We start from the raw sequence: 22,077 nt of genomic DNA on the forward strand, positions 1-22,077 counted from the left end.
GATGGGCCTCAAGATCGTCATGGTCTCGGCGGAGGTCGAGACCCTCGCGCGCACGGGTGGGCTCGGAGATGCCGTCGCAGCGCTCGCCGTCCAGCTCGCGCACATGGGGCACGACGTGCTCGTCGTCACCCCTCACTACGGAACCACACGCGCATCCGTCCCGCGCGTCCCGTGGTCGGACGGGCTCGTGGTCGGCGAGGGCGCCTTGGCTCGTGAGGTCCGGGTGCTCGAGCTGCCTCGGGTCGAGCGTGCGGGCGGAGGGACCCTTCGCACCTGCCTCGTCTCGGATCCCGGCCTCTTCGACCGTGCGGGGATCTACGGAGACACGCGCGGCCCGTTCGGCGACAACGATCTGCGCTTCTCGACGTTGTCACGGGCCGCCCTCGCGATCGCCGCGCGTGTCTTCGGCGATCCCCGGGACGGCGCCGGTCCCGACGTGGTCCACGCGCACGACTGGCATGCGGCCCTTACGATCGTGCATGCGAAGGCTCTAGGTCCCGAGTGGGCGAGGGTGCCCACGGTGCTGACGCTGCACAACGTCTCGTACCAAGGCGTGCTCGACGTCTCGGCGGTGGCGCGCCTCGGCCTCCCCGAGTGGGTGGTCTCGCCCGAGATCGGCGGCCACGAGGGCGCGCTCAACCTCGTGAAGGCCGCGATCGCCCTCGCGGATCGTGTCACGACCGTGAGCCCGTCCCACGCGCGCGAGATCCTCACCCCCGAGGGGGGCTTCGGGCTCGACGCGCACCTCCGCGCACACGCCTCGAAGGTGAGCGGAATCCTCAATGGAATCGACGAGTTGCGCTTCGATCCTGGTCTCGACGGGGAGATCGCTCGAAAGTACGATTTTGCGTCGTTCGTCGGCGGGCGCCGCGTGTGCAAAGCGGCCCTGCTCGAGGAGCTCGGCCTCGACGCGGACGTCTCGCGGCCTCTCTTCGGCCTCGTGTCGCGCCTCACCTGGCAGAAGGGCATCGACCTCGTGCTGCCGCTCGTCGACACGCTGGTCGATCGGGGGGCGCGGCTCGCGTTCCTCGGCACGGGAGAACGCGACCTCGAGGCGGGCCTCCTCGAAGCGGCGCACCGTCACCCGGGGCGGGTCGCCGCGCGCATCACGTTCGACGACGGGCTCGCGCGGCGTATGTACGCGGGCCTCGATTTCGTCCTCGTGCCGTCGCGCTTCGAGCCGTGTGGGCTCACGCAGATGTACGCGATGCGCTACGGGGCCATCCCGATCGTGACGCCGACGGGTGGCCTCGCCGACTCGGTGAGCCCGGTCTCCGTCGCTCACGACACGGGCACGGGGATCGTGGCCCACGGGGCGACGGTCGACGACGTCCTGGTCGCTTGCGACGACGCGTTCGTCCTCTACGGTGACGAGGTCGGGCGCCGCCAGGTCATCGAGCGCGCGATGGCGCGAGACGCCTCGTGGGGCGCCTCGGCGCGGGCCTACGTGGAGCTCTTTCGCGCGATCGCGCACTGAGCGCGAGCGGCAACCGAGAGCGCTCGGGGAGGAAAGTGGCCGACGATTCGTCGTCGGCCGCCCGCTCTCAGAAGGGGGCCGACTTGGGCGTGCGCGGGAACGGGATCACGTCGCGGATGTTGGCCATCCCCGTGACGAACATGACGAGCCGCTCGAAGCCGAGCCCGAAGCCCGCGTGCGGAACCGTCCCGTAGCGGCGGAGGTCGCGGTACCACCAGTAGGCCTCTTTCTGGAGGCCCAGCTCGTCGATGCGGAGGTCGAGCCGATCGAGGCGCTCCTCGCGCTGCGAGCCGCCGATGATCTCGCCGATGCCGCCCGCGAGCACGTCCATCGCGGCCACGGTCTTTCCGTCGTCGTTCTGGCGCATGTAGAAGGATTTGATGTCCTTCGGATAGTTCATCACGACGACCGGCTGCTTGAAGGCCTCTTCGGTCAGGTACCGCTCGTGCTCCGTCTGCAGATCGGCGCCCCACGTCGGCGCGAACTCGAACGCCTTCCCCGACTTTTGGAGCACGTCGACCGCCTCGCCGTAGTCGATGCGCTTGAACGGCGAGTCGACCACGTGGCGGAGGCGCGCGATGAGGCCCGGCTGGATGCGCTCCTCGAAGAACTTCATGTCGTCCGCGCGTTCTTCGAGCACCGTGGCGATGACGACCTTGAGGAACTCTTCGGCGACCGTGGCCAGCTTCGAGAGGTCGCAGAACGAGATCTCGGGCTCGACCATCCAGAACTCGGCGAGGTGACGCGCGGTGTTCGAGTTCTCGGCGCGGAAGGTCGGTCCGAACGTGTACACCTTCGAGAGGGCCATCGCGTACGTCTCGACGTTGAGCTGGCCCGAGACCGTGAGGTACGCCTCGCGGCCGAAGAAGTCGTCTTGGGCGTCGAGCTTCTTCTTCTCGTCGGCGTGCAAGAAGTCGAGCGTCGACACGCGGAACATCTGGCCGGCGCCCTCGCAGTCGGACGCCGTGATGATCGGCGTGTGCACCCAGAAGTAGCCGCGATCGTGGAAAAACCGGTGGATCGCCTGCGACAGGGCGTGGCGCATGCGGGCCACGGCGCCGAACGTGTTCGTGCGCGGGCGGAGGTGCGCCACCTCGCGGAGGTACTCGAACGTGTGGCGCTTCTGGCTGATGGGGTAGGTGTCCGGGTCGGCCACCCAGCCCACGACCGTGATCGACGTGACCTCGATCTCGACGCTCTGGCCCTTGCCCTCGCTCGCTTTGACCGTGCCCGAGGCCTCGATCGAGCACCCGCTCGTGAGCTTCTGGACGTCCGCGTAGTTCTCGAGGTCGCTCTTGGCGACGAGCTGGAGCGTGTCGAAGCACGACCCGTCCGAGAGGGCGATGAACGAGAGCCCCGCCTTGGAGTCGCGGCGGGTGCGGACCCAGCCGCCCACCGTCACGGTCTCACCCACCTTGGCCGCGCCCCGGCCTTTCAGCACGTCATCGACGGAAACCTGCATGGGCGGGACGCTAGTCCGACACGCCCCGTCTCGTCGAGAGGGGCTTGCGCCTTCACGCGCGGCTCGGGTCGTTCGTTCGGAGGCGAGCCTTGCGGCGCTCTTCACCCGCGGCCTGCGAGGCCCGCGTGGTCTCGTCGTCGAGGGCGAGGGGAGGCACCGGCACGGCCTTCCCGTGCGCGTCGATCGCCACGAACGTGAGGCGCGCGTCCACGCAGGGCCACGTACGGCCCGAGCGCGCGTCCTCGCCGTGCACGTGGACCTCGATCTCCATCGACGTCCGAAATACGGCCGAGAGGCGCGCGGACAGCCGGACGACCTCGCCCACTTTTACGGGGCTTTGAAATTTTAAGTCATCCACGAAGGCCGTGACGCACATCTCTCCCGTGTGCCGCTGCGCGGTGATCGCGGCGCATACGTCCATCCACGCCATGATCTGACCGCCGAACACGTTCCCGAGCGCGTTCGCGTGCTGCGGCAGCACGTACTCGGTCATGTGGGTCTCGGAGGCCTGGGCGGGTCGGGGCACCATGGGTGCACGCTACCCCAGGACTCCGCTACGGGGGAAGGATGCGTACGTCGAGGTTCCACGCGCCCACGGCCCCGGCGTGGCCGTCGATCTGCACCCAGTAGGTGCCCGGGTCGAGGGTGAGGTCGAGGAAGGAGCGCTGCGCCCGAAAGCCGACGTAACACGCGTCGGGGATCTCGAGGCCCGGGCACGTGGCGCCCGTGCGTACGTTCAGGATCGTGGGGAAGCTCGAGCCCTGCGTGTCGAGCAGCACGCGGCGCCGGAGAGGGAGCTCGAGCTTCATGAGCTGGTCGTTCGCGCCGTTCGGCGTCGCGCCGCCCACCGAGTCGCAGCTCGCGGCGAAGTCGGCGCCGCGGGTCGTCGTGTCGCCGGTGAAGAAGCCTCCCTCGAACGGGATCGTGGCGACGTCGGCGCACCCGTCGGCCGTGACCGTGACGGGCGCGACGGTGGGGCGGACGAACGCGCCGAGGGACACGATCTCGCCTCGGTCGTCGTGCACGAGGGCGCGGTAGGTGCCCGCGGGGACGTTGCGCCGCGCGACACGCGCAGGTGTGGTGCCGCTCTGGCAGGCGAGCTCCTCCGCCTTGGTGCAGAGGCCTTGGTTGAGAGACACGGCGCCGTTGTCGCTCGGAGGGAACCGCCCCACGAGGAGCACGTCGCTCGGCTGGGTGAGGGTGAGAGTGTAGGCGGCGGTGGGCGCGCCAGGGAGACAGCCGCTAGGGATCTCGTCGTACCCGCCGAGGTCCTGGACCACGGTCGTGTTCGGGGCGATGGGCGGTGGCGCGACACACGAGCCGTTCGCGGGGGGCGACGACGGCGGCAACGTCTGCAGGAGGACGGTCGCGTCGAGGGCCGCGGTGCCCGAGATGGCCACCACGTGGGGGCCGGCGGGGAGGCTCCGCGCGAGCAGCGGCGGCGTCCCTCCGGTGCGGCAGCGGGCCTCGTCCGTGCATGTCGGACCGCGGAACGACGTGACCACGCTTCCCGTGCCGCGTGTGCGGGTGGTGACGACGCGGACGTCCTTCGGCTCGGTGAGTGTGAAGGTGTAGGTGAGCTCTCCGATCTCGCTCGCGCACGCCGTCGTCAGGTCCTTTTTTGCGTCGACGAGCGACACGGTGAAGGGCGTGTCGGTGGCGACGAGGGCGGGCTGTCCGCAGGCTTCGTTCGTGGGGGGCGAGGTCGGGGGCAAGAGGTCGACCGCGAGCTCGACCGTCGTCTCGGCCTGGGTCGTGACCACGACGAAGTACGTGCCCGGTGCGACGCTCCGGGCGCGCGCTCGGGCCTCGGAGCTCTTCGTCGTGTGGCCACACGCGAGAGCCCCGCCCGACGGCACGCACGCGGAGAGGATGGCGACCGCGGTGTCGGTCGTCGGCGACGTGGCCCACACCTCGAGATCCTTGGGAGGGTCCCCCGGTTGCCCGGGCACGTCGACGCGCACGACGACGTCGCGGGCGGCTTGGGGGCTCCCGACGCTGCACGGAGGCGAGAAATCGCGTTTGGCGGCGACCGTCGTGAGGGACGCGCGGGTGGGCGCGACGAGGGTGCGCGCCGTCGCGCAGGTGTCGTCGCGCGGGGAAGCGCACGGCTCCTCGTCCACCCTCCGGTTGCAGTTGTCGTCCTTGCCGTTTCCGCAGATCTCGGTCTTCGTCGCGCCGACGAGCGGGTCGGTGTCGTCGCAGTCGTTGCCGCCCTCGCAGTGATCGTCGGCCTCGCCGTCCCCGTCGACGTCGCGCGTGCGCCTCACGCAGGTCTTCTCGGCCTCGACGCACAGGTCGACGGTGCACGAGCTCCCGTCTTGGCACGTGACGGGCTCACCTGGGCGGCACCCGAGCCTCGGCACGCACCTCTCGCGCCCGTTGCAGTGGACGGGATCCGCGCACTGCGTATCGTCCGGGGTGTTGCGGCATCGCGCGAGCGTGGCGTCGCACGTGTCGAAGGTGCACGGGATTCCGTCGTCGCACTGGCGCGCGTCGGTGCAAGGGCCGCCGAGGGTCGGATCGTCGGAGGGGCCGTCCGGGCCCGCGTCGGCCATGGGTCCAGCCTCGCTCGCGTCGCCACCGTCGAAGCGCACCGTGACGTCGACGACGGGGGAGGGGCCACACGCCGCGAAGAGCGCAGCCGCGCCGAACGAGAGCACGAGAGGGGCCGAACGATGCTTCCGCACGCGGAGGAGCCTAGCATGTCGTGGAATGTGCGCTCGAGGCCCCGCGCCGCGCGTGCCACCGCCGTGTGTGTCCGTGCCGTGACGACGGAGAAAAGAGGGCGAAAGGTGTGCACCGAGGGGGTTCTCTCGGAGCTCGACCGTGCCCACGTGATGGGCATGTCGCAAGCCACGAAGCTCGGTTGGATGCGCGCGCGCCTCGCCGTTCGACAGAACCGCGCCGCCCTCGTGTTCGTCGTCGTCTGGGTGGCGTTGGCCTTCGGCGTCCTCGTCGAGATCGTCGGGCTTCGCCCGGGGCGTGCGCTCGCCGTCGCGACGTGCCTCGTCAAGGGCGACGGTGGCCTCGTCGGGACGTACCAAACCTTCACGCAGCTCGTCGTGTTCGGGCTCGTCGTGTCGACGGTGGTGACCAACGTCACGCGCCGCTACCGGCCCGAGGAGACGAGCCGCGCGCTCGCCGGAGAGGCCCGAGACCACGTGGTCGTCGTGGGTCTCTCGAACCTAGGCCGCCGCGCCGTCGACCGGATGGTCGCGAACGGCGCGAGCGTGGTCGTCGTCGACCCGGATGCCGAGCGCTGCTCCGCGCTCGTGCGCGAGGGCCACGCGGTCGTGCGAGGGGAGGGGCGCACTCGCTCCGCGCTGGAGGCGGCGTCCGTCGCGCACGCCAAGGTCGTCCTCCTCACGGCCGACGATCTCGAGGACGTAGCGGTCGCGGCGCGCCACGTTCGCGCCCTCTCCCCCACGTGCGAGCTCGTGGTCCGCTGCTCGGACGACGACGTCGCGAGCGTGCTCTCGAAGGCGTACCGCGCGCGAGTGGTCTCGACGTCGAAGGTCGCGGCCGAGGTCGTGCTCGGCCACGCGAAGGCGTGCCGCGCCAAGAAGGTCGTCGTGCTCGGCGCGACCTCGGTCGGCGTGAAGGTGGCCGCTGCCCTCGCGCACGCTCGCATCCCGTGCACTCTGGCCGACCCTACCGAGTCGCACGAGGAGCTCTCGGCGCTCGGGGTCCCCTCGGCCGACCTCGTCCTCGTCGCGGACGACGACCTCGGGAAGAACCTCGTGCTCCTCGACCGCATCCGCGACGTCGCTCCGAGGGTGAAGATCGTGTGCCGCGTGTTCCACGACGAAGCCGCCGAGCTGCTCGAACGCGCGCCCTTTTCGTGCGTGGTCGTGTCGTCGTCGCGGACGGCGCTCGAGTCGCTCGTGCGAGCCGGGGTGTTCCGCGAGGTGGGGGTCGTCGACGCCCCGGAACCGGCCTCGGGGCGCCCCGTGTTCGCCGTATCAGCCTAAAAGCCTTGGAGATACAAGTGGTTAGGTCCATGCTCGGGGCGATCCCGGGTATGAGGGAGGCTCTACGCGGAAAGGCCTCGTTAGGGCGTTTTCGGCTTTCTTTCTACGTGGCACGTGCTATTGCCCCGCTCCCCTTGCTCGCGGCTCGTCCGCGGGCTACCCCCGGGCCTCCCGAGGCCGAACGGGGATTCCACGAGGAGATTCCATAGTGGCCACCGCACAAACGCTGAAGTCGAAAGAATACGAGACCATCTACGTCCTCCGCCCCGACGTCGACGCCGACACGGCCGACAAGGTCCAGGGCCGCATCTCCGAGGTCATCTCGCGTGACGCGGGCAAGCTCGTCAAGGTCGAGGCTTGGGGCCGCCGCAAGCTCGCCTACCCCGTGAAGAAGCACTCGAAGGGCGTCTACGTCTACGTGAAGTACGTGGGCAAGGGCGGCCTCGTGCAAGAGATCGAGCGCAACCTGAAGCTCCAGGACGCCGTCCTCAAGTACCAGACGGTCCTCCTCGCGTCGGACGTCGACGCCGGCGCCATCGCCGTGGACCCCGAGGAGATCAAGTTCGCTCGCCTCGAGCTCCCGGCCGAGGAAGAGGAGAAAGAGTCGCGTGAGCGCGCGCTCGGACTCATCGAGTCGCACGACGCCCCGCGCCGCGAGCCCCGCGGCGAGGACGACTTCGACGACGAGATGGCCGAGGCCGACGCCCCCAAGAAGGACGAGGAAGAGGCCAACTGAGCCCTCCCGCCCTCGAGACTTTTGACCCCGTGACCGCTCGACGCGGTCGGAACTGGAAGATTTCGCCATGATGGATGACGACAAAGACTTTGGCCGTACCCCGGACCTCAACGCCGACGCCCCCGGCCGCCGCCGCGGTGGCAAGAAGCGCGTCTGCAAGTTCTGCTCGGACAAGGCCGCCACGATCGACTACAAAGACCCGCAAGCGCTCAAGTACTTCGTGTCCGAGCGAGGCAAGGTCACCCCGCGCCGCATCAGCGGCAACTGCGCACTCCACCAGCGCAAGGTCGCGCTCGCCATCAAGCGCGCGCGCAACATCGCGCTCCTGCCCTTCACCGTTTCGGGCTGAAAGGACGCTTCCCATGGCCGCCACCATTCAGGTCATTCTCCAGAGCGACGTCGCGAAAGTCGGCACGTCCGGCGACCTCGTGAAGGTCCGCCCCGGCTTCGCCCGGAACTACCTCCTCCCGCGTCAGCTCGCCGTCCCGGCGACCGCCGCGCAGGTGAACCGCCTCAACCACGACAAGGCCGTCGCCCTCGCGAAGGCCGAAAAGGCCCGCAAAGAGGCGAAAGAGCTCGCCGCCAAGATCGGCGCGCTCACGGTCAAGATCGCTCGCCCCGTGGGCGAGGACGACCGCCTCTTCGGGTCGGTCTCGGCGAAGGACATCGAGGCGGCCGTTCGCGCTGCCGGCCTCGCGGACTTCGACCGCAAGAAGATGCACCTCGCCGACGCGCTCAAGTCGCTCGGGACCCACGAGGTCCCGGTCAAGCTCCTCGGCGACATCGGCGCGACCCTCAAGGTCGAGGTCGTCAAGAAGTGAGACCCTCGCGCGTGTCCCGGGCCAACGAGCCCGGGCGCGCGCCCCTCGAATCTCGCAGCTCCTGCGAATCGAGCGGCTCGGGCTTCTCGTGACGAGAGCGCCCCGGTACCCTGGTGGTACTGGGGCGTTCGCCCATTTTCGAGGATACGTCCGTGGAACGAAGCTTCGGGTTCAAGAAGAAAGAGGTCGAGACGCCGCCCACCATCGAGGGCATCGTCCCGCCGCACGACCTCGACTCGGAGGCCGCGGTGCTCTCGGCGATCCTCATCGACGGCGGGGCCATGGACCGCGTCCAGGAGTTCCTCAAGGCCGACCACTTCTACTCCGAGGCCCACCGGCGCATCTACGAGGCCGCCCTCGAGCTCCGCGCCGTGGGGCAGCCGGTCGACGTGGTGACCGTGGGCTCGTGGCTGAAGGGCCGTGGGCGCATCGAGCAGGTCGGCGGCATGGGCTACCTGACCGAGATCTTGAACAGCGCTCCGGCGGTCGCGAACGTCACCGCGTACGCGCAGGTGATCTTCGAAAAGTTCAGGATTCGGGCGCTCATCCTCGCGTGCCAGAAGGTGTCGGCGCAGGCCTACCTCGACTACGGCGAGGCCCAGTCGTTCATCGATAACGCCGAGCAGGCCGTCTACAACATCGCCCGCGTCAGCCAGACGTCGCAGACCGAGAAGCTGCTCGACGTCATGAAGAAGTCGTTCAAGCAGCTCACGGAGGCGATGAAGCGAGGCGATCGCATCATCGGCGTCCCGACGGGCTTCGACCGACTCGACGCGCTCACGTCCGGCCTCCACGACGGCGACCTCACCATCGTGGCCGCGCGCCCCGGCATGGGAAAGACCAGCTTCGTCCTCAACATCGCCGTCAACGTCGCCGCGCCGAAGGGCCGCGAGCTCGCGAACGACCCGAACCAGCGGTGGGAGGAGCCAGGCGTCGGGTGCGTCGTGTTCTCGCTCGAAATGCCCCGCGAGCAGCTCGCCAATCGTATGGTCTGCTCCGAGGGGCGGGTCGACGTCAGCAAGATGAGGAAGGGCTATTTGAGCCAGGAAGACTGGCAGAAGCTCACGCAGTCGGCGGGCTTCCTCGGCAAATGCCCCATCTGGATCGACGACTCGCCTTCGCTCGGGATCCTGGAGCTTCGCTCGAAGGTGAGGAGGCTCCAGGCCGAGTTCAACCGGACCGACGAGGCGGGCAACCTCACCCACCGCATCGGGCTCGTCATCGTCGACTACCTCCAGCTCATGAAGGGGCGCGACGGCGCACAGTCCCGCGAGCAAGAAATCTCAGAGATTTCGCGTGGTTTGAAGGGGCTCGCGAAGGAGCTCAAGGTGCCCGTCATCGCGCTCTCGCAGCTCAATCGTGCCGTCGAGACGCGCAGCGAGAAGTCGAAGCGGCCGATGATCTCGGACCTCCGTGAGTCGGGCGCCATCGAGCAGGACGCCGACAACATCCTCTTCATCTACCGCGACGACTACTACACGAAGGAAGCGAGCGAGGAGCCCAACGTGGCCGAGCTCATCGTAGCGAAGCAGCGCAACGGGCCCACCGGCACGGTCAAGGTGCGCTTCGACAAGGAGTACACGCGGTTCGACAACCTCGCGCCGGGCGAATTCCAGGAAGACTTCGAGGCCGGCTGAGCCGTAGCCCTTTCGGCCGCGGGCGCTGCCGAAAACGTGGTAACCGGGAGAAGGTATGGTCGCAAAAGTGCCGCTGTCCGAGCTCGTCCGCGAGCGACGCGTCCTCGTCACGGTGGGGGCGGGAGGGGTCGGGAAGACCACCACGGCGGCGGCGCTCGCGCTCGCGGCGGCGCGTGAGGGCAGGAACGTGCTCTGCCTCACCATCGACCCGGCGAGGCGCCTCGCGCAGTCCCTCGGGCTCGCCGAGATGGGCTCCGAGGCCGTTCGTGTCGACGAGAAGATCTTCGCGGACGCCGGCGTCGTGGTCTCGGGGTCGCTCACGGCGGCGATGCTCGACACGAAGCGCACCTTCGACGACCTCATCGTGAAACATGCGTCGTCGCGCGAGAAGGCCGATCGTGTGCTCGGCAACAAGCTCTATCGGTACGTCTCCGAGTCCCTCGCGGGGACCCAAGAGTACATGGCCATGGAGAAGCTCGTGGAGGTGCGACAGGACCCACGCTGGGACCTCGTGGTGCTCGACACCCCGCCCACGGCCAACGCCCTCGACTTCCTCGACGCCCCCGAGCGCCTCATCGGCATGCTCGACAGCGCGGCCATGAAGTGGTTCCAAGAGGCGTTCGAGTCGAGCGGGAAGTTTTCGCTCAACATCCTCGCGAAGGGCGCGTCGGCGGTCCTGAAGGGGATCGGCAAGCTTACGGGCGGTGGTCTGCTCGAGGCGATGGCCGAGTTCATCTCCGAGATCAACGAGCTTTTCGGGGGCTTCAAGGAGCGCGCGCGCCACGTCGAAAAGACGCTCCGTTCGCCCGACGTCGCGTTCGTGCTCGTCACGTCGCCTTCGCCTCCGAGCATCAAAGAGGTCCTCTACTTCGCCGATCGCCTCGCCGAAGCGAACATGCCTCGTGGCGCGTTCGTCGTGAACCGCATGCGGCGAGCGCCGGCCTTTTCGGGCGCCGTCACAGCCGAAGACGCGGCCGCGGGCATCTCCAAATACGGCCTCACGCTCGACGACGGCGCGGCAGATCGGCTCTCCGAGGCCCACGGCGACGCGACCCGCATGTCGGCCCTCGACGCGCGCAACGTCGAGGCCATCACGGCCCAAGCGACGAGCGGCGTCCCCGTCGTGCGTGTCGCCGAGCGCGCCACCGACGTCCACGACGTCCGCATGCTCGCCGATCTCGGCGACGTCCTCATGCGCGGCGGAGATCTCTGAAGGGCACGCGCTTCGAGGTGGCGCCGGACCGACGTCCGCCCGCCCGATCTCGAGCGGTCTCTCTTCCTCTCCGGCGTGCCCGTGCGCGACGATCCGCCGGGCCGCCCTACGGCTCCTCGGATGCAAATCGCGCCCACCAGGAACTTCTCCAGCGCTCGGGCGGTCCATGGGCGCGAATGCATCCGCGACATAGCACCCTTCGCCTGCTGTCGGCGCTCCTCGCGCCGCTTTTTTCCTGCGCAGCGTGCGGCGCGACCCGGAATCCCGTGATCAGGTCGAACCCTCCCGTCGGCGCGCCGAGCGCCCGCAGCGCCGCGTCGAGCGGCCCGGACGGCAGGCTCCCGCTCGTCACCACGGACGCCGACGTCAGGTGCAAGGCACCGACGGCGATCCTGTCCAAGCCGTCCCCATTTCACGCGGCGCTCGTCCGTTGGAGCGAGGAGCCCGCAGGCTCGCCCGGCGCCAACGCCGCGCTCGAGGCGGCGTGCGACGCAGCGACGGAGGGCTCACGTGCCACGGAGCGCGCCGCGTGTGTGCTCCTCGGTCTCGCCTACGCCTCCGGCGACGGTGTAAAGCGCGACCCCCTCGCGGCCTTCGCCTATTTCGAGCGCGGTGCGACCTGCGAGCTTAGCTTCGGCGCGTTCGATCTTGCACAAGCGCGCGAGCACGCCATCACGGGATCGAGCGTCTCGTGTTGCGCAGGCCGCTCGTGCAAAGAGGGGTGCGAGGCGACCTGCGCGCGGGCCATCGAGCAGGTCCAGCGCGAGCTCGAGCCGCCGCTTCGTGCCGCATGCGAGCGTGGTCGCGGCGTCGCCTGCCACATGCTGGCGACGTTGGTCCAGGGCGAGTACATCCAAGAGGTCGGAGCGTTGACCGTGAAGGGAGCCGACGAGGAAAAGGACCTCGAGCCGCTCCTCGAGAGGGCCTGTCGTTCCCGCGTCGGCCCCGCATGCGAGTGGCTCGCCTTTCGGTCCGTCACGTTCTCCGACGGGCAGTCGGCGGCGAGCAAGCGGGCCGAGCTCGCAAAGCGTCGCGGGCTCCTGGAGAAGGCTTGCGACGCCGGGTGGGGAGACGGCTGCTTCCACCTCGGCAAGAGCTACGAAGAGACCGCCGACCACGCGAGGGCGGTGCCGTTCTGGGAAAAGGCCTGCACCCTCGGGCTCCACCGCGTCTGCGACGAGCTCGAGACCATGCGCTCGAAGGCCAAGTCTCCCCCGAGGAGCACGCGGTAGGAGCACCGCTGCCGCGAGCCTGTGGGCAACGGTCTCGGCGCGCGCTCGCCGCGAGGCTCAGCGGCAGGCCTGAGCGCGCCGCTCCGGGATGGCCGTGCACGAGAAGCCGCCCGGAGCGCGACCCCAGGTGCCGGTGGCCGCGCACGTCGGCACGGGGCCAATCCAACCCTCGTCGATGCTGCAGCCGAAGTCGCTGCAGATGCAGACCTCGTCGTGGGTGGCCGAGGCGCGGAGCTGCTCTTGGCCGTCGCAGTCGTAGTCGAAGCTCCCGTCGCCGCGGTCGGGCACGAAGAAGCCGGTCTGACCGGGGCGCGCGTAGTAGTTCTGGTCGTAGCAGTCGTCCCCGTTTTTCACGTAGTCGACGCCCGCTACCGGGCACGTCATGAGCGGCTTCGTTCCGTCGCCGAAGCCGTCTCCGTCGGTGTCGGGGAAAAGACCACCCAGGCCGAGCTCGCACCCGTTGCTCGGGTTTCCGTCGCAGTCGGCGAAGCCGCTCGTGCAGACCGCGGGCGTGCACACCCCGCCGCGGCACGTGGTCGCTTCGGTGTTGGGGAGCGCGCAATCGGCCGGGTTGCACTCCGGCGTCGGCACGGGCGGCGTAGTCGGAGACGGCGGCGGGACCGGCGGCTCACCCGGGAAGGGAGGCGTGCTCGTGCTGGGTGGCGGCACCGTGCCCGACGTGGTCGGGGTCGGCGTCGTCGTCGGGATGGGCCCGCCGTCGGGGACGTCGATGTCGACACGGCCTCCACAGGCCATCGACACGAGCGGCAAGGCGAGGGCGATCGTGACCGGGAGCACGGAGCGGAGGGAGTGGCGCATGCCTTCCCATGAGCAAGGCGCGCGCCACGTCTAAGTCATCGATTTTGCTCGAGATGCACGCGGCCGGTGTGCCACGTGGCACGGGCCGTGGCTCAGCGTTTGTCGCGGATGCGCATCGGGCGGGTCGTCTTTTTGGGGCGAGGCCTCGCCTGCGCGCGCGCCTTGGGTGGAGCCTCGGTGGCCGCCGTGTCGACCGAGGGCGTCGACTCGAGCGCCTCGGTCTCGACGGCCTCGTCGGCGTCGTGCGAGGGGCCCTCTTTCTTTCGGCCCCGACGCTTCTCTTTGTAGAAGATGCGGATGGGCACGCCGTCGAAGCCGAACTTCTTTCGGAGCTGGTTCACGACGAAGCGGCGGTAGGAGAAGTGCACCGCCTCGGGCGCGCTCGAGATGATGACGAACGTCGGCGGGGCCACGTCGGCCTGGGTGATGTAGTAGAGGCGCGGTGCCTTGCCGCCTTGCGTGGGCGGCGGGCGCGACTCGAGCACCTCGGCGAAGAACCGATTGAGCTCGCCCGTCCCGACGCGGCGGTAGTAGCCGGCGCTCACGGTCGACACGGCCTCGAAGAGCTCGTTCACGCCGCGCCCGGTCTTGGCCGAGATCTCGACGACGGGCACGAACGGGGCGAACGAGATCTTCTCGCGCGCGAGCAAGACGGCGCGCTTCTTCTCCTCGCGGTCGAGGAGATCGCACTTGTTGAGCGCGATGATCATGGCCCGCCCGCGGTCCTCGGCGAGGCCGAGGATCTTCGCGTCTTGTTCGGCGACGCCCTCGTTCGCGTCGCACAAAAGCACGACGACGCTCGAGCGCTCGATGCTCCGGATCGACGACACGACGCTCATCGACTCGACGGCGTCCTCGGCCTTGGTGACCCGGCCCTTCTTGCGGATGCCCGCCGTGTCGACGAAGACGAACGTCTCTTCGCCGCGCGTGACGACGGCGTCGATCGCGTCGCGCGTCGTGCCCGGGCGCGAGTCGACCATCATGCGCTCTTCGCCGAGCAGGCGGTTCATCAGGCTCGATTTGCCGGCGTTCGGCCTGCCGATGAGCGAGATGCGGGTGAGCGAGTCGGCCTCGGCGGCGGGAGCCTCGGGCGGGAACGCGGCGACGAAGTCTCCCTCGAGCTCGGCGAGGCCGCGGCCGTGGAGCGCGCTCACCGGGTACACCTTCTTCACGCCGAGCCCGTAGAGCTCGTACGCTTCGGCGTCGATCGTCGGGGAGTCGGCCTTGTTGGCGGCGTAGAACACGGGCTTCTTCGCGCGGCGGAGGAGGGCGACCGCGGCCTTGTCGGCGGCCGTGAGGGGGAGCGTCCCGTCGGTCACGAACACGATGACGTCCGCCTCTTCGATCGCCGACTTGACGTGCCGAGCGATGCCCGCGCGCATGGGATCGTCGTCCTCGGGGTCGAACCCGCCGGTGTCGACGAGCGTGTACTCGCGCCCGAACGCGTGGGTGTCGGCGTAGTGACGATCGCGCGTGACGCCGGGCTCGTCGTGCACGATCGCGAGCTTCTTTCGCGCGAGACGGTTGAAGAGCGTCGACTTGCCGACGTTGGGGCGGCCGACGACCGCGACGATCGGGAGGCCGGAGGTGCCGCCAGGGACGCCGCGGCGGATGCGGGGGCTGTAGTGTTTGGTCATCGTGGTTCGCCCTTCGCCTTGCTCTTGGCAGGCTTCGGAGTCTTTTTCCGGCCTTCGGCCGAGGTCCGGGCGTACCCGAGCTCCATGAGCCGTTGATCGCTCTCGTACCAGCCGGGGGTGGTTCGGACGTGCACGGCGAGGTGCACCTGACGCCCGATCAGCGCCTCGACGCGCGCGCGCGCACCCTTGCCGATCTCCTTCATCAGGCTGCCCTTTTCGCCGAGGACGATCGCCTTGTGCGAGTCCTTGTCGACGTGGAGGACGACCTGGATCCGGGGGACCCGCAGGCCCTCCTCGAACGACTCGACCTCGACGGCCACCCCATGGGGGACCTCGTCCCTCGTGTACTTGAGCACCTGCTCGCGCACGTACTCGGCCACGAAAAAGCGGACGGGTTTGTCGGAGATCTCGTCGTCGGGGTAGGGGTGGTCGCCCACCGGCAAGAGCTTCCCGACCTCGCCGAGGACGCGGCTCGCCCCGTCGGCCTTGCGCGCCGAGAGGGGAACGATGGCCTCGAAATCGCGGAGCTTTCCGTAGGCCTCGAGCACCGGGAAGAGCGCCGCCTTCTCCTTGATGCGGTCGACCTTGTTCAGCACCAAGACGACCTTCTTGCCCTCGGGGATCTTCGCCAAGATGGCGCGGTCCTCCCGAGCGACCTCGGTCTTCGGCGGCTGGGTGAGCTCGCACACGAAGACGACCACGTCCGCCTCGCGCGCCGACTCTTCGGCGAGGGCGTTCATGTGGGCGCCGAGCTTCGTCCGCGCCGCGTGGATACCGGGGGTGTCGAGGAAGATGAACTGCTCGATATCGTTGGTCAAAATGCCAGCGATTCGGTCGCGGGTGGTCTGAGGTTTCCCGCTCGTGATCGTGAGCCGCTCCCCGAGGAGCGCGTTCATGAGGGTGCTCTTGCCCACGTTGGGGCGGCCGACGAGCGCCACCGTCCCGGCGCGTCGCTCGGGTGGTTTCTGGCGTTTCGGGGTCGGGGTGCCGCGTTTTCCGGCGGTCGGCTCGGCCATGGCGGTCGCCCTTAGCACGCCCGCGCGGGAAAATCCGACGAAGACCGCGGTTGCTTCGGGCCTTTGGTCTCGGTATGACCCACGCGACGTGTGGCGAGGGCCGTCCGTCCTCGGGCCGAATGCCCGGGCGAGCCTCGCCGTGCGCCCTTCCGAACGAGCTTTCATGGCAGCCGACGAAGCCACCCAGACCCCCGCCGAAACCGACGTCATTCCCTCCGACGCGAGCGCCGACGAGCCTCGAGCGGCCACCGGAGACGATGCCGGTCGACCCGCGAACGACCGCGAGGAGAGCGCGAAGGCCCCCGACGAGAGCGCTTCCCCGGTGCTCGCGGCCGTCCCGGATGCGCGCTCGCCGTTCGTTCCCCTCGCGGTGGTCGTCGTCGCGGGCCTCCTCTTGTTGTTCCTGCTGCCGCCGCTCACCAAGGCCGGCATCTGGGATCCGTACGAGCTCAACGTCGCGGATCTCGCGCGCCGCATCGCCCTGAAGCTCCACGGCGCCAAGTCGCTCGCGCTCGAGGGCGCCGACAACTCCCTCCCTCACCTCAACGACCTCGGAAAGCCCCAGCTCCCGTTCACGCTCATCGCGCTCGGGTTCTCGTTCTTCGGCCTCCAAGAGTGGGCAGGGCGCCTCCCGCTCGCGCTCACGGGCCTCGTCGGCGCGGTCGTCACGTACGGCTTCGTCGCGCGCCTCGTCGATCGCCGCGCGGGTGTGTTCTCGGCGCTCGCGCTCCTCACGATGCCGCTCTACTTCGTCCAGGCACGCACGATGCTCGGCGACGTGACCACCATGGCGAGCCTCGCCATGGCGTTCGGTGGCTTGGCGGTCGCGGCGTTCGGCACGAAAGACGACGGCAGCCCGGACATGGGCCCGCGGCTCGCGTGGCTCGGGGTCGCCGCGCTCGGCCTCGTCGGCGGGTTCTACAGCCGCGGCCTCCTCATCGGCGTCGTCGTTCCTACGGCGTCGATCGCGTGTGCGTGGGCCGTGCTCGTGGGCTCGGAGCGCAAGCTCGACACCCTCACGCACGCCGTCGGAGGTTTGTCCCTCGCCGTGTGCGCCGCTGCCACGTGGAAGTTCTACGGAGCCTTCACGGCCGACCCGTTGCCGACGGACATGAGCCCCTGGGTCGGTGCGACGATGCACCCCCCCACGAAATATCCCACGTTCGACTTCATCGTCGGACATCTCTCCCACGCGCTCGCGCCGTGGAGCGGGTTCATCCCGTTCGCCATGGGTCGGCTCTTCGCCGCTCCGAAGGGAGCGGACCGCAGCGAGACGTCGATCTCGCGCGAGAGCGCCGCGCGCATGGCCGTCGTCATCGGGGCGTCCGCTTCTCTCGTGGCCCACGGCGTCCTCGCGTCGCGCACCGATCTCATCGCGTACTCGGGGCCGGCGCTGCTCGCCGCCGCCGTGGGCATCGCCCTCCGCGATTTCGAGCGCGGCGCCCACCCGTCGATCGCCGTGGGCGTCGGCACCATGGTGCTCCTCGGCCTCTTCCACCACGACTTTCACAACCTCCCCGACAAGGCCTTCCAGGCCTACGGGATCTCGCAGGCGGTCACCTTCCCCGAGTCGTTCAAGGAGAAGTCCCTCTCCTTGTGGAACGTCGTGCTCATGGGCTTCGCCGGCATCGCGTTCCTCACCTGGGTCGAGAAGGACCCGAAGCGAAAGCCGTTCGATCCGCGCACCTACCTCGGCGTTCTGCGCGCCATTCGTGACGCGTGGGATGGCTTCCTCGTCCTCGCGTACTTCGCCATCGTGGCGGGCACGTCGCTCTCGGGGCTCGCCGTGTGGTTCGGCACCCGCAGCCACGCGAAATGGCTCACGCAGGTCCCGCTCCAGATGCGCGAGATCGCCGTCGGCGCGTGGTGGAAGGCGGCCCTCGGCCCGCCGGCGCTCGTCTTCGGGCTCCTCTTCTGGTGCGACGTGTGGCTCTGGGCCTTCGGGGGGCCGAGCGACGAGAAGCTCCGCCTCGGCCGTGGCTTCGAGCCGTTCGAGTCGCTCGTCGCGGCGCTACGCGGCGGCGCGAAGAAGACGGCCGGGCATCTCGCGTTCGCGCGTGTGGCGTTCGGCTCGTCCGCCACCGAAGACGAGGCCGTCTCGGCCACGTCCTTCGGGCTCCTCGTCCCGCTCCTGTTCCTTCAAATCCCGGTCGTCGCGTTCGTCGTGCTCCAGAAGGCCGGGTTTCGTCCCCTCGTCGCGGTCGCGCTCGCCGTCCCCTCCGGGGTCCTCGCGTTCCTCGGTCTCGGGATCGTGGGCGATCTCTTGCGCGGGAGCCGCGCCGCATTTTTGGTGGCGTTCGCCGCGTTCACGGGGCTCGTGCTCTCGGTCGAGTATTACCCGACCCTCGCCAACCAGCTCTCGCCCAAAGAGGTCTTCGAGAGCTACCGCAAGTTCAAGAAGGGCGACGAGCCGCTCGCGCTCCTCGGTGTAGGTGGGCGTACGGCGGCCTACTACGCCGGTGGGCAACCCACGCTGCTCGCCGATCCGCCTACCGCGTACGCGTGGCTCATGGGCGCTCCCCAGGGCCAGCGCCGGTTCGTCTCGGTGCGCTCCGATCAGCTCGCTCGACTGAACCAGCTCTATCGCGCCGCGCGGCGCACGAACCTCCCCGTGCTCGACGGGCGCTCGAGCCAGATCAACCTCGTCGCCTCGGAGCTCCTCCCGGGCGAGGTGAGCGAGAACCCGCTCGACAAAATCCTTCTCACGGCGCCGCCGAAGCCGCAGCGGCCGCTCGACGTGAACCTCGAGGACAAGCTCCAGGTGATCGGCATCGACATCACCGACGATCGCGGTCGCCTCGTCGAGGCGGTCGGCCCGGGCCGGACGTACCACATCAAGACGTACATCCGCGTGCTCGCCCCGATGACGACCGAGTGGGAAGGGTTCATCCACATCGACGGCTACCGGCGCCGGCACAACGGCGACCACAAGCTCTGCGAGGGCAAGTACCCGCTCTCCATGTGGAACCGCGACGACGTGGTCGTCGACGATCACCAGTTCAAGCTGGAGCCGAATTTCACGCAGGGCTCCTACACCATCTACTTCGGGCTCTACTCGGGCGAGACGCGCCTCAAGGTGAAGAGCGGCCCCCACGACGGGGACAACCGCATCGTCGCCGGCACGCTCGCGGTGCAGTAGCCGGGTTTCGTCGCCGGTAGCTGCGGTCGCGGGGGGGCGCTCGTGCCGCGTCGTTCCGCGCGCGCTCTTCACGAGGCGTGGCGCGAAGCGCCGACTACTTCGCGGGGACCGGGATGCGCCGACCGTAGATGCCGGGAGTCGGCGTGGCGCGGTCCTCCCACACGATGGCGGCGAGCGGATCTTTTCCTCCGATCGCGACCGAGGGAGCCGCGCGCTTTCGGCCGGGCGCCGTGCCCACGGCGAACTCGCTGTCGGAGCCGTCGACGGTGTTGAACGGGTACCCGCCCCCTGTCCGGGCGAAGCGCGCGCGCACGTCGCCTCGCGGGACGTCGGCCCACGCGACGAGGAACACCCCGGCTTTTTGAGCCGTCGCGGCGATGGCGGGGCTCGTCTGGTCGCCGTCCTTGACGAGGTCGTTGAGGGGGCTCGCCTGATCGCCGGGGACGCGGCCCACCTGCGCGGTGTAGCGCTGCATCACGATGTCGGACGTGCCCGACGCACGGTCCCCCCACACGACGGCGAAACGTCCGTCGGGGAGGGCGGCGATGTCGGGGCGCTCTTGAACGCCTGCGGTCTTCTCGTTGACGACGAGCTCGCCGCCCGCCGGGGTGCCGTCGAGGCTGACGACGCGCAGCTTGATGTCGCCCCCGCTCTCCCACACGATGACGAAACCGCCCGGGGTCGCTGCCACGCGGGGCCGGGCGTTGGCCGTGCCGGTCGATAGCTCTTGTTGATTTCCGAGCGTGCTCGGCGGGGTGAGGATCCTGCCGAAGACACGCCCGCTCCCCGGTCCTCCGCTCTCGTCCTGCCACGTGACGAAGAGCTTCCCGTTCTCGCCCGCGGCGATGGCGGGGAGCTTCTGCGCGCCCGCCTCACCCGACGCGCCGTTCACCACGACGGGGGTCGCCTCTCCCGGGGCGAGCGTGGTCTCGTCGAACGATCTCACGGCGACGTCGAGGCCGTTTTCGGGAGTGGCCGAGTCGACCTGGAAGGTCGTCCACACGGACCGCCCGAGCGTCGTCGCGCGGGGGGCCGACTGGGGCCGCGGTGCCGGGGCCGCCGGGGCCGAGCCGTTCGGCAGAAATACGAACCCCGAGGCCGCGACCGCGGGGGACGTCACGTTGGCGAACGACGCGTCGAGGACCCTCACTCCCACATCCGGCGATGGACCAGAAGTGTCCGAAAAGAATCCGAAAAACCGCCCCGCGGGCCCTTCGCGCCAGAGGGCGGCGACGTCGGTCTTCTCGCCGGCAGCGCCCGTTCGTGTGGCGGCCGCCGTGACCCCCGCGGAGAGGTGCGCCTCGACGGTGGTGCACGTGGCGCTGCACCCGTTCGCGTTCGGCGTCTCGCACTGCTCGAGCCCCTCGATCGCGCCGTTCCCACACGTGGACGGCGCGATCGCGCGGACGAGCTTGATCTCGAGAGGGACGGAGTCCGTCGTTACCTTGGTCGTCGCGCAACCCCGCGCGATGAGCTCCCCTGTGCCGTCGGTCGCGAGCGCGACGAAGTGGCGATCCGCATCGCCCTGGGTGACGCGGAGGTCGCCGCAGTACGCGACGCCCGGCGCGCACCCCGTCCGCGAGAGCTCCTTGGAGGTGACCTTGGGGGTCTCGGGCTTGGCGGTGGTCGTGCCCTTCGCGGGATCGCACGTCACCTCGGCGCTCGCGTCGTACACGTCGATCGTGACCTTGGTCACGGTGTCGAGGAGGCCCTTCGGGGCCACGAAGCGAGTGTCGACGGTCATCCCTTCGGGCGATGCGGTCGACGCGCACGCCGACAGCGCGAGGGTCACGAAGGGGCTCGACGTGAGCCTTTTCGGCGAGGGGCGGCGCATGATTCGCCGCAACGTACCGAAGATTTCCCGTCGAGCAAACGGCTTCGCTCGGCTCACCGCGCCCACGGGAACCGGAAGCGCGAGGGGCTCGGCGGCTCGGCGCTCGCTTCGGGCTCGACGCGCGCCCCGAGGAGAGCGAGCGCGTCTTCGAGGTGCTTGCGCGGGGCGCCGCTCCCCGACACGACGACGACGCGGGCCCCGAGCTTGACGAGACCGGCGGCCGTACGGTCCGCCCAGGCCACGGCCGCGTCGTCCTCGTGTGGGGGGGTCGCGCACACGGCGAACCGATCGTGCCCGAGGCGCACCGCGCAGCCAGGGACCTCCCACCGCGAGGCGTCGACCTCGGCGCGAAGATCCTCGCGGGCGCGCACGTAGGTCTCGCAGAGGGCCGCGCGCAACGCCTCGTCGTCGAGGAGGGTCGCGGCGAGGGTGGGGGTCGCGCCGCATTCCGCGAGGACGCGCCCGATCGCGGCCGCGAGGTTCGTGCGCTCGGTCGTCGACAGGCCCTCGGCGTGGGACTCGGCGAGCCCGCTTCGCAGCGCCTCGGTCGCCGCCACGGCGCGTTCGTCGTCTGGCGTGAGGAGGAGCATGGGCGCGAGCGTCAGTACGCGGCGCCCTTGTCGACCGCGGCGGGGGCTGGCTTGGGAGCGGCCTCTTTGCCCGGAGCGGCGCGCGCGCCCCCGACGGGTGGGCCTGCGGCGGGAGGCTGGGTCGTGCTCGCGGGGCGCGCCTCGGCCTTTCGCGACGCCATCTCGCTGCCCGATTCGAGCGCCGAGCGCGCGCGTGACGCGTAGGCGGGCACGGTGAGCAGCGTCGTGTAGCGGGAGCGAGCGGCCTCGCGGTCGCCGAGAGCCTCGTAGCACTTGGCCGCGTCGAACATGGCATCGTGCCCCGTCGCGCCGCCCTTGTTCGCCACCGCGTTGAAGCGAGGGATCGCCGGCGCACAACCTTGCCCTTCGCGCACCGAGCGCGCGGCCCAGAGGGCTGCGGCCGGGTGACCCGACGCGGCGGCCTGGTCGAGCTTGGGTGTGGCCTCGACGTAGCGACGCGCTTGGTAGAAGCTCATTCCGGCCTGGAACG

General features: G+C 69.7%; 18 protein-coding genes. 9 read left to right on the forward strand and 9 right to left on the reverse strand.

All coding sequences use genetic code 11. The annotated features are described in order from the left end of the window. Position 1 precedes the first annotated feature (1 nt). Positions 2–1,477, forward strand: a complete 1,476-nt coding sequence (locus IPK71_19005; protein ID MBK8215825.1) for a glycogen synthase — start codon at positions 2–4, stop codon at positions 1,475–1,477. Positions 1,478–1,544: 67 nt separating this feature from the next. Here the strand turns inward: IPK71_19005 and asnS are convergent, their stop codons facing one another. From asnS to IPK71_19020, 3 genes are read right to left on the reverse strand one after another with little or no spacing between them, the layout of a single operon-like run. Next, positions 1,545–2,939, reverse strand: coding sequence for an asparagine--tRNA ligase (gene asnS, locus IPK71_19010; GenBank protein MBK8215826.1), 1,395 nt, complete (start codon positions 2,937–2,939; stop codon positions 1,545–1,547). Between the two features lie 52 nt (positions 2,940–2,991). Further along, on the reverse strand, positions 2,992–3,468 hold the full coding sequence (locus IPK71_19015) for an acyl-CoA thioesterase (GenBank protein MBK8215827.1): 477 nt from the start codon (positions 3,466–3,468) through the stop codon (positions 2,992–2,994). A gap of 25 nt (positions 3,469–3,493) precedes the next feature. Then, complete coding sequence (locus tag IPK71_19020; GenBank protein MBK8215828.1) at positions 3,494–5,629, reverse strand: putative metal-binding motif-containing protein; 2,136 nt, start codon at positions 5,627–5,629, stop codon at positions 3,494–3,496. A 156-nt stretch (positions 5,630–5,785) separates the two neighbouring features. On the opposite strand from IPK71_19020, the gene IPK71_19025 reads away from it, so the two are divergent. The 7 genes from IPK71_19025 to IPK71_19055 all read left to right on the forward strand — a co-directional run bounded on the left by IPK71_19025 (position 5,786) and on the right by IPK71_19055 (position 12,552). Beyond that, entirely contained in the window at positions 5,786–6,913 is a 1,128-nt protein-coding gene (locus IPK71_19025; GenBank protein MBK8215829.1) for an NAD-binding protein, read from the forward strand. 208 nt (positions 6,914–7,121) lie between these two features. Continuing rightward, positions 7,122–7,649 carry a 30S ribosomal protein S6 gene (rpsF, locus tag IPK71_19030; protein ID MBK8215830.1) on the forward strand — a complete coding sequence of 176 codons (528 nt, stop codon included), beginning with the start codon at positions 7,122–7,124 and terminating at the stop codon, positions 7,647–7,649. 67 nt (positions 7,650–7,716) lie between these two features. Then, positions 7,717–7,998: a 30S ribosomal protein S18 gene (locus tag IPK71_19035; GenBank protein ID MBK8215831.1), complete on the forward strand. Its 282-nt coding sequence runs from the start codon at positions 7,717–7,719 to the stop codon at positions 7,996–7,998. 13 nt (positions 7,999–8,011) lie between these two features. Next, positions 8,012–8,470 carry a 50S ribosomal protein L9 gene (locus IPK71_19040; protein MBK8215832.1) on the forward strand — a complete coding sequence of 153 codons (459 nt, stop codon included), beginning with the start codon at positions 8,012–8,014 and terminating at the stop codon, positions 8,468–8,470. Between the two features lie 152 nt (positions 8,471–8,622). Beyond that, positions 8,623–10,107: a replicative DNA helicase gene (dnaB, locus tag IPK71_19045; protein MBK8215833.1), complete on the forward strand. Its 1,485-nt coding sequence runs from the start codon at positions 8,623–8,625 to the stop codon at positions 10,105–10,107. Positions 10,108–10,162: 55 nt separating this feature from the next. Next, positions 10,163–11,320 (forward strand): ArsA family ATPase, encoded by a 1,158-nt coding sequence (locus tag IPK71_19050; GenBank protein ID MBK8215834.1) that lies wholly within the window; start codon positions 10,163–10,165, stop codon positions 11,318–11,320. Positions 11,321–11,586: 266 nt separating this feature from the next. Further along, complete coding sequence (locus IPK71_19055) at positions 11,587–12,552, forward strand: sel1 repeat family protein (protein ID MBK8215835.1); 966 nt, start codon at positions 11,587–11,589, stop codon at positions 12,550–12,552. Between the two features lie 57 nt (positions 12,553–12,609). On the opposite strand, the gene IPK71_19060 is transcribed toward IPK71_19055, so the two are convergent. From IPK71_19060 to era, 3 genes are all read right to left on the reverse strand, one after another. Continuing rightward, on the reverse strand, positions 12,610–13,371 hold the full coding sequence (locus IPK71_19060; protein ID MBK8215836.1) for a hypothetical protein: 762 nt from the start codon (positions 13,369–13,371) through the stop codon (positions 12,610–12,612). Positions 13,372–13,463: 92 nt separating this feature from the next. Next, positions 13,464–15,008 (reverse strand): ribosome biogenesis GTPase Der, encoded by a 1,545-nt coding sequence (der, locus tag IPK71_19065; protein ID MBK8215837.1) that lies wholly within the window; start codon positions 15,006–15,008, stop codon positions 13,464–13,466. Further along, the gene (era, locus tag IPK71_19070) at positions 15,005–16,024 is read right to left on the reverse strand and encodes a GTPase Era (GenBank protein ID MBK8215838.1); all 1,020 of its coding nucleotides are present in this window, start codon (positions 16,022–16,024) and stop codon (positions 15,005–15,007) included. The genes der and era overlap by 4 nt, the downstream gene beginning before the upstream one ends. A gap of 163 nt (positions 16,025–16,187) precedes the next feature. Here era and IPK71_19075 point away from each other — a divergent pair, with 163 nt between their 5' ends. Continuing rightward, complete coding sequence (locus IPK71_19075; GenBank protein MBK8215839.1) at positions 16,188–19,163, forward strand: glycosyltransferase family 39 protein; 2,976 nt, start codon at positions 16,188–16,190, stop codon at positions 19,161–19,163. Positions 19,164–19,257: 94 nt separating this feature from the next. On the opposite strand, the gene IPK71_19080 is transcribed toward IPK71_19075, so the two are convergent. The 3 genes from IPK71_19080 to IPK71_19090 are packed head-to-tail and all read right to left on the reverse strand — an operon-like array spanning position 19,258 to position 22,063. Further along, the gene (locus IPK71_19080; GenBank protein MBK8215840.1) at positions 19,258–20,997 is read right to left on the reverse strand and encodes a hypothetical protein; all 1,740 of its coding nucleotides are present in this window, start codon (positions 20,995–20,997) and stop codon (positions 19,258–19,260) included. Between the two features lie 53 nt (positions 20,998–21,050). Then, on the reverse strand, positions 21,051–21,587 hold the full coding sequence (locus IPK71_19085; protein MBK8215841.1) for a hypothetical protein: 537 nt from the start codon (positions 21,585–21,587) through the stop codon (positions 21,051–21,053). 11 nt (positions 21,588–21,598) lie between these two features. Beyond that, on the reverse strand, positions 21,599–22,063 hold the full coding sequence (locus IPK71_19090) for a hypothetical protein (protein MBK8215842.1): 465 nt from the start codon (positions 22,061–22,063) through the stop codon (positions 21,599–21,601). Positions 22,064–22,077 lie beyond the last annotated feature (14 nt).

This window comes from Myxococcales bacterium, assembly GCA_016712525.1.
Lineage (GTDB): Bacteria > Myxococcota_A > Polyangia > Polyangiales > Polyangiaceae > JAAFHV01.

Bases quoted from the DNA above. Each gene is read 5' to 3' on its own strand.
- IPK71_19005 (MBK8215825.1), top strand. From the start codon at position 2: ATGGGCCTCAAGATCGTCATGGTCTCGGCGGAGGTCGAGACCCTCGCG.
- asnS (MBK8215826.1), bottom strand. From the start codon at position 2,939: ATGCAGGTTTCCGTCGATGACGTGCTGAAAGGCCGGGGCGCGGCCAAG.
- IPK71_19015 (MBK8215827.1), bottom strand. From the start codon at position 3,468: ATGGTGCCCCGACCCGCCCAGGCCTCCGAGACCCACATGACCGAGTAC.
- IPK71_19025 (MBK8215829.1), top strand. From the start codon at position 5,786: ATGTCGCAAGCCACGAAGCTCGGTTGGATGCGCGCGCGCCTCGCCGTT.
- IPK71_19035 (MBK8215831.1), top strand. From the start codon at position 7,717: ATGATGGATGACGACAAAGACTTTGGCCGTACCCCGGACCTCAACGCC.
- IPK71_19040 (MBK8215832.1), top strand. From the start codon at position 8,012: ATGGCCGCCACCATTCAGGTCATTCTCCAGAGCGACGTCGCGAAAGTC.
- IPK71_19050 (MBK8215834.1), top strand. From the start codon at position 10,163: ATGGTCGCAAAAGTGCCGCTGTCCGAGCTCGTCCGCGAGCGACGCGTC.
- IPK71_19060 (MBK8215836.1), bottom strand. From the start codon at position 13,371: ATGCGCCACTCCCTCCGCTCCGTGCTCCCGGTCACGATCGCCCTCGCC.
- der (MBK8215837.1), bottom strand. From the start codon at position 15,008: ATGACCAAACACTACAGCCCCCGCATCCGCCGCGGCGTCCCTGGCGGC.
- era (MBK8215838.1), bottom strand. From the start codon at position 16,024: ATGGCCGAGCCGACCGCCGGAAAACGCGGCACCCCGACCCCGAAACGC.
- IPK71_19075 (MBK8215839.1), top strand. From the start codon at position 16,188: ATGGCAGCCGACGAAGCCACCCAGACCCCCGCCGAAACCGACGTCATT.
- IPK71_19080 (MBK8215840.1), bottom strand. From the start codon at position 20,997: ATGCGCCGCCCCTCGCCGAAAAGGCTCACGTCGAGCCCCTTCGTGACC.
- IPK71_19085 (MBK8215841.1), bottom strand. From the start codon at position 21,587: ATGCTCCTCCTCACGCCAGACGACGAACGCGCCGTGGCGGCGACCGAG.
- IPK71_19090 (MBK8215842.1), bottom strand. From the start codon at position 22,063: ATGAGCTTCTACCAAGCGCGTCGCTACGTCGAGGCCACACCCAAGCTC.